This is a genomic window from Streptomyces silaceus (assembly GCF_001419745.1).
GTDB classification, from domain to species: domain Bacteria; phylum Actinomycetota; class Actinomycetes; order Streptomycetales; family Streptomycetaceae; genus Streptomyces; species Streptomyces silaceus.
This window is the reverse complement of the sequence record NZ_LIRJ01000475.1, coordinates 1-5,201: the sequence shown is the minus strand read 5'-3', so window position 1 is coordinate 5,201 and position 5,201 is coordinate 1. Positions and strand designations below refer to the sequence as shown.

At 72.5% G+C, this 5,201-nt stretch carries 3 protein-coding genes and 1 pseudogene; 2 read left to right on the top strand and 2 right to left on the bottom strand.

All coding sequences use genetic code 11. The features are described 5' to 3' along the window. Both AOK22_RS34530 and AOK22_RS34525 read left to right on the top strand, forming a co-directional pair. On the top strand, positions 1-1,193 hold a 1,193-nt coding region (locus AOK22_RS34530; RefSeq protein WP_063795393.1), incomplete at its 5' end, for a D-alanyl-D-alanine carboxypeptidase family protein. A gap of 203 nt (positions 1,194-1,396) precedes the next feature. Beyond that, complete coding sequence (locus AOK22_RS34525) at positions 1,397-3,274, top strand: glycosyltransferase family 87 protein (RefSeq protein ID WP_055702662.1); 1,878 nt, start codon at positions 1,397-1,399, stop codon at positions 3,272-3,274. Between the two features lie 18 nt (positions 3,275-3,292). Here the strand turns inward: AOK22_RS34525 and AOK22_RS34520 are convergent, their stop codons facing one another. Both AOK22_RS34520 and AOK22_RS34515 read right to left on the bottom strand, forming a co-directional pair. After that, on the bottom strand, positions 3,293-4,573 hold the full coding sequence (locus AOK22_RS34520; RefSeq protein WP_063795392.1) for an extracellular solute-binding protein: 1,281 nt from the start codon (positions 4,571-4,573) through the stop codon (positions 3,293-3,295). Beyond that, a pseudogene (locus AOK22_RS34515) lies at positions 4,570-5,201 on the bottom strand (hypothetical protein); the annotation flags it as partial. The gene AOK22_RS34520 and the pseudogene AOK22_RS34515, both read right to left, overlap by 4 nt.

Sequence of the window (5,201 nt, the reverse complement as noted above, 5' to 3'; positions counted from 1 at the left end):
TCCTGCTCCTGATCGTCGTCTTCGCGGTCGTACAGGCCGTGCGCCCGCTGCCGACGCCCACCCTGAAGCTCACCGCGGAGGAGTCCGTCTCCTTCGAGGGCGGCAAGCCGACCATGCCGTGGCCCGGCGAGGGCCAGGCCGCGATGGACGTCAACGGCATCGGCACCTTCGGCACGTCGGGCGACCAGAAGCCCGTGCCGATCGCGAGCATCGCCAAGGTCATGACGGTGTACCTCATCCTGCGTGACCACCCGCTGGAGAAGGGCAAGGACGGCCCGAAGATCCCCGTCGACGCGGCCGCGCAGAAGCACTACGAGACGGGCAAGCCGGCCAACGAGTCGGTCGTCAAGGTCACCGAGGGCCAGAAGATCTCCCAGTACGAGGCCCTCCAGGCCGTCATGCTCCCGTCCGCGAACAACGTGGCCAAGCTCCTTGCCCGCTGGGACACCAAGAGCGACTCCGAGGACGAGTTCGTCGCGAAGATGAACAAGACGGCCAAGGAGCTGGGCATGAAGAACACCCACTACACGGACCCCAGCGGCCTGGACAAGACGACCGTCTCGACCGCCGAGGACCTCGTGAAGCTCGGCCGGGCGGCCATGGAGAACCCCGTCTTCAACGAGATCTCCCGCCAGCCCAGCTACGTGGACCTCAACGGCGACAAGCAGAAGAACTTCTTCGGCCTCATCCCGACCGTCGCGATCGGCATCAAGACCGGCACCACCACCGCGGCCGGCGGCAACATCCTCTTCGCCGCGGAGCAGGTGGTCGACGGCAAGCCGCAGACGATCATCGGCGCCACCCTCGGCCAGTACGGCGACAACGGCGTGGCCAACATCGACGAGGTCACCAGGGTCACCGAGGAGCTCATCAAGGCCGGCAAGGGCGCGCTCAAGTCCAAGAAGATCGTGAAGAAGGGCGACGTGGTCGGCCAGGTCGACGACGGCATGGGCGGCACGACCCCGGTCGTCGCCACCAAGGACGTCTCCGCCGTCGGCTGGTCCGGTCTGACCGTGAAGCTGGAGCTGGACACGGAGAAGGGCAAGACGCCGCCGCACTCGGCGAAGGCCGGCACCAAGGTCGGCGTGCTGAGCGTCGGTGACGGCAAGGGCGGTGCCGTCGAGGTGCCCGTCGCCCTGCAGAGCGACCTCAGCGAGCCGGGCCTCGGCGCCAAGCTCAAGCGCGTGGGATAGGACCGCGGCACGTACCGCGCGACCGCGGTACGAATGCGCCGGACCCCCGCGAGGGGAGGCCCCGCCCGGGGCCTCCCCTCGCGCCTGCGTGCTAGCGTCACAGGCTCGGGGGCAGTATGCCGGGGCCGAGGACGGGGTGTTCCGGGACGAAGACCCTCGTCGGCGCGACCCCGGGGGACAGGACGACACGGGGAGAGCCTTCAGTGGCCACAGCGGAGCCGACGCGCGCCGACGACGACGCCCAGCCCGAGGCGGGCGCGGACGACCGGCCCGGCACGGGCGCGGACGACGGCCGTCCCACCGGTGCGCGAATAAAGCTGCCCGCCCAGCGGAGCAGCGCCGACGCGGGGCCCGCCGAGCCGTGGCACAGACGCTTCCTGCGCCACCCGGTGACGATCACGACGCTGGTCGCCGCGGTGCTGCACGTCATCTGGTTCTTCACGTTCGCCAACAGCGGCGGCGACCTCGCGGCGCAGGACGCCTGGGCCGAGTTCGTCGGCCGGCACCCCGACTCGGCGTACAACCTCGCCTGGTACGGCGGCATGCACCCGGTGTCGTACAGCGTCGTCTCGCCGTATCTGATGTCCGTGCTCGGCGTGCGGACGACGATGATGATCGCGGGGACCGTCTCCGCCGCGCTGCTCACGATGATCCTCATGCGCAGCCGTGCGGTGAAGCAGCTGCGGTGGCCCGTCGCCGCGGGCGTCTTCGCGCTGCTGTGCAACGCGATCTCGGGGCGGGTGACCTACGGCCTCGGCCAGATGTTCGCGCTGATGGCGGTCGCCGCCGTCTTCTGCTGGCCCCACCGCTGGCGCTACAAGCGGTGGGCGAAGGCCCTGGTCGCCGCGCCGTTCGCGGCGCTCGCCACGATGGGCAGCCCGGTGGCCGGCCTCTTCGTCGGCATGGTCGCGGTCGCGCTGTTCCTCAGCAAGCGCTACCCGGGTGCGTACGCGCTCGGTGTCGCGCCGTCGATCGTCGTGGGCCTGTCCGCGTGGCTCTTCCCCTTCTCGGGCACCCAGCCGATGTCGTTCGGCTCGGCGTCGCTGCCGCTGGTGTTCGCGGTGATCGTGTACTTCGTGGTGCCCGAGCAGTGGAAGACCGTACGGATCACCTCCGCCGTGTACGCGGCGTTCGTGCTGGGCGTCTGGCTGATCAGCTCGCAGATCGGCTCCAACATCAGCCGCCTCGGCATGTGCTTCGCGGGCGTCGCGCTGCTCGCCGCGCTGCCGTACGCGGTGCCGAAGTCCCGCAAGTGGTACGTGATCGTCGTGGCGTTCGTCGGCTTCACCGGCTGGGTCGGCTTCAAGGCCGTCGACGACATAATCCACACCACGCCCCAGGCCTCCTGGACGCGCGAGCTGGCGCCGCTGGTCAACGAGCTGCAGGAGGTCGGCGCCGAGAAGGGCCGCGTCGAGGTCGTGCCCGCCCGCAGCCACCGCGAGGCGTCCGCGCTCGCCCCGTACGTGCAGCTGGCGCGCGGCTGGAACCGCCAGGCGGACATGGAGCGCAACCCGCTCTTCTACGACGACACCCTGAACTCGGCGAACTACCACGAGTGGCTGCAGCGCTGGGCCGTGCACTACGTCGTGCTGCCCAAGGGCGAGCCCGACGGCGACGGCGGCAAGCGCGAGGCACAGCTCGTCGAGGACGGCCTGCCGTATCTGAAGCAGGTGTGGGTCGACTCCAACTGGCAGCTGTACGAGGTCACCGACCCGAAGCCGCTCGCCGAGCCGAACGCCGTGGTGGAGCGCGCCGAGCAGGGCGAGATGACGATCCGCGTGACGAAGCCGGGCCGCGTCACCATCCGCATCCCCTACTCGCCGTGGCTGAGCATCGTCGACGCCGACGGCAAGGGCGTCGAGCAGCCCAAGGAGACCGACGCGTCCAAGCGGCAGCGGGAGCTGAACGAGAAGCGGCCCAAGAAGTTCGCCAACGTCAACGGCTGTCTGATGGAGGCCAAGGAGGACCGGGCCGGCGACAAGTGGACCGAGCTGCTCGCCCCGAAGGCCGGCACCTACCGTCTCGGCGCGCCCTACCAGTTCCCGCGCGGCACGGCCTGCCCGGAGGAGCTGGCCCGCTGACGGAGCGGGCCCGGCGGCTCAGCCGCCGGGCGGCGCGCAGATCCCCGACCGCGGCGGTCCGCCGGGGCCCGCGTCCTTCTCCGCCTGCGCGCGCACGGTGTCCAGCTGCGCGAGGAGCGTGCCGAGCCGGTCCTCCGTGCGGTCCCTGAAGTACTCCAGGACGGCGCGGTGGAACGCGTCGCGCAGGGCGGGCGGCATCACGTCCGAGGCGTCGAAGCAGAGCGTGCGGGCCTTCTCGGTGAGGATCCGCGCGATGCGCCGGCCCGTCGGGTCCTTCGGCTGGGGGTCGGCCGCGTCGGGGAAGAACGGCGCCAGGTCCTTCTTCGCCTCGTCCCGCCACCGCTCCCGGGCCGCCGTGCCCGACAGCCGGCGCACCAGGGTGTGGGCCGCGGGGTCGTCGCTGAACACGGCGGCCATGTCGCCCGACACCTCGTAGGCGTCGTCGTACGCGGCCCGGCCGCCGAGGAAGCCCGCCGACGGGTCGACGCGGACCCGGGCGTCGGCGTACACGTACCGGATGAAGGCGCTCTGGTGCTCGTGCGTGCAGCCCTTCTGGGAGCGCAGGAGCCCGCGCTCGCCGCCGTGCGGTGTGCCGAGGTAGCTCATGGTCAGGGACCGGTCGACGGAGTCCTTGCCGCGGGCGCCGAGCAGCCGCGCCCAGGTCCGCCACGCCTCGCGGACCGGCCCCTTCCGCCAGCCGAGCCGGCCGGTCGCCCACTCCGTGTACGTGTCGGGGCCGGCCTGGTGGAGCAGGATGTCCTCGATCCAGTCGGTGCCGGGCCAGCCGGACGTGGCCTGGGAGGCGAGGCCCACGCACCACGTCGGGGCCGCGGCCCGCCGCCCCTCCTCGCTCCACACCAGGCTCTTGAGGTCGACCTTCAGCGGCACCCAGTAGGTGCGGCGCGTGCCGTCGACGACGAGGGAGGGGGCCCAGGGCGGGTAGGCGCGGGCGGCGGCCGTCGTGTCGAGGGGGCGCAGCCGGTTGGCGCGCGCGTACTCGGTGAGCTCGCCGATGCTGTTGAGGATCGCCACGTCCGGCGGGTCGCCCGCCTCCAGCTGCGCGACGAGCGTCTCGCGCAGCGAGCGGGTGCCCTGGTAGGTGTACGTCCTTCCGGTGTCGTCGTCGAGGCCGTGCAGCATCGCCTCGAACGCCTCGCCCTCGGCGCCGGTCCAGGGGCCGAGGACGACGAGCGGCTCCTGGCGCGTGTCCGCGCAGGCGCCGGCGCCCGCGGCCAGCAGACAGGCGGCGAGGAAGGTGCGCAGGACCGCGCGGCGGCGCACGCGGCGGCCTCGGGTCACGGGGCGGCTCCGGAGCGGGAGATGAGGACGTACTCGCGGCGGTAGCCGCGCAGCGCGGCGTACATCAGGGCCGCGCAGAGCACCCCGGCCGGCGCGACCCAGGGCGCGGCCCCGTCGAGCCAGGAGACGCGTCCGCCGGCCAGGTCGTCGGCGATGTCGTCGTCGAGGGAGGCGATCAGCAGGGGGTCCGGTTCGTCGAAGGGGCGCTCGTCGAGGGTCGACTCGACCGTCGGTGTCGTGCGGTGCGTCAGCGCGTCGGCCGTCGTCACCACGCGCTGCTGCGCCCGGTGGGCGAGCACGGCGTCGGTCGTCAGGAACGGCACGGCGAGCAGGGGCAGCGCGGCCGCGAGCAGCGGGATGCTGACGGGCAGCCGCAGGCGGTGGCGGAGGAAGACCTGGGTGCGCCACAGGCCGCACCCGAGGAAGCCGAGGGCGAGGGCGGCGACGACGCCCGCGGCGATCACCGGGGCGCCGAGCTCCGCCCGGTCCCCGACCCGGGCGCGCAGCCGGTCCTCCAGCGTGGAGATGCGGTCCACGACGGCGTCGGACGCGCCGTCGCCGCCGGGCCCGGCGGCGCAGGGCGGGTAGTGGCTGTCGTTGCTCCGCTCGCCCTTGGCCAGGGCCGAGC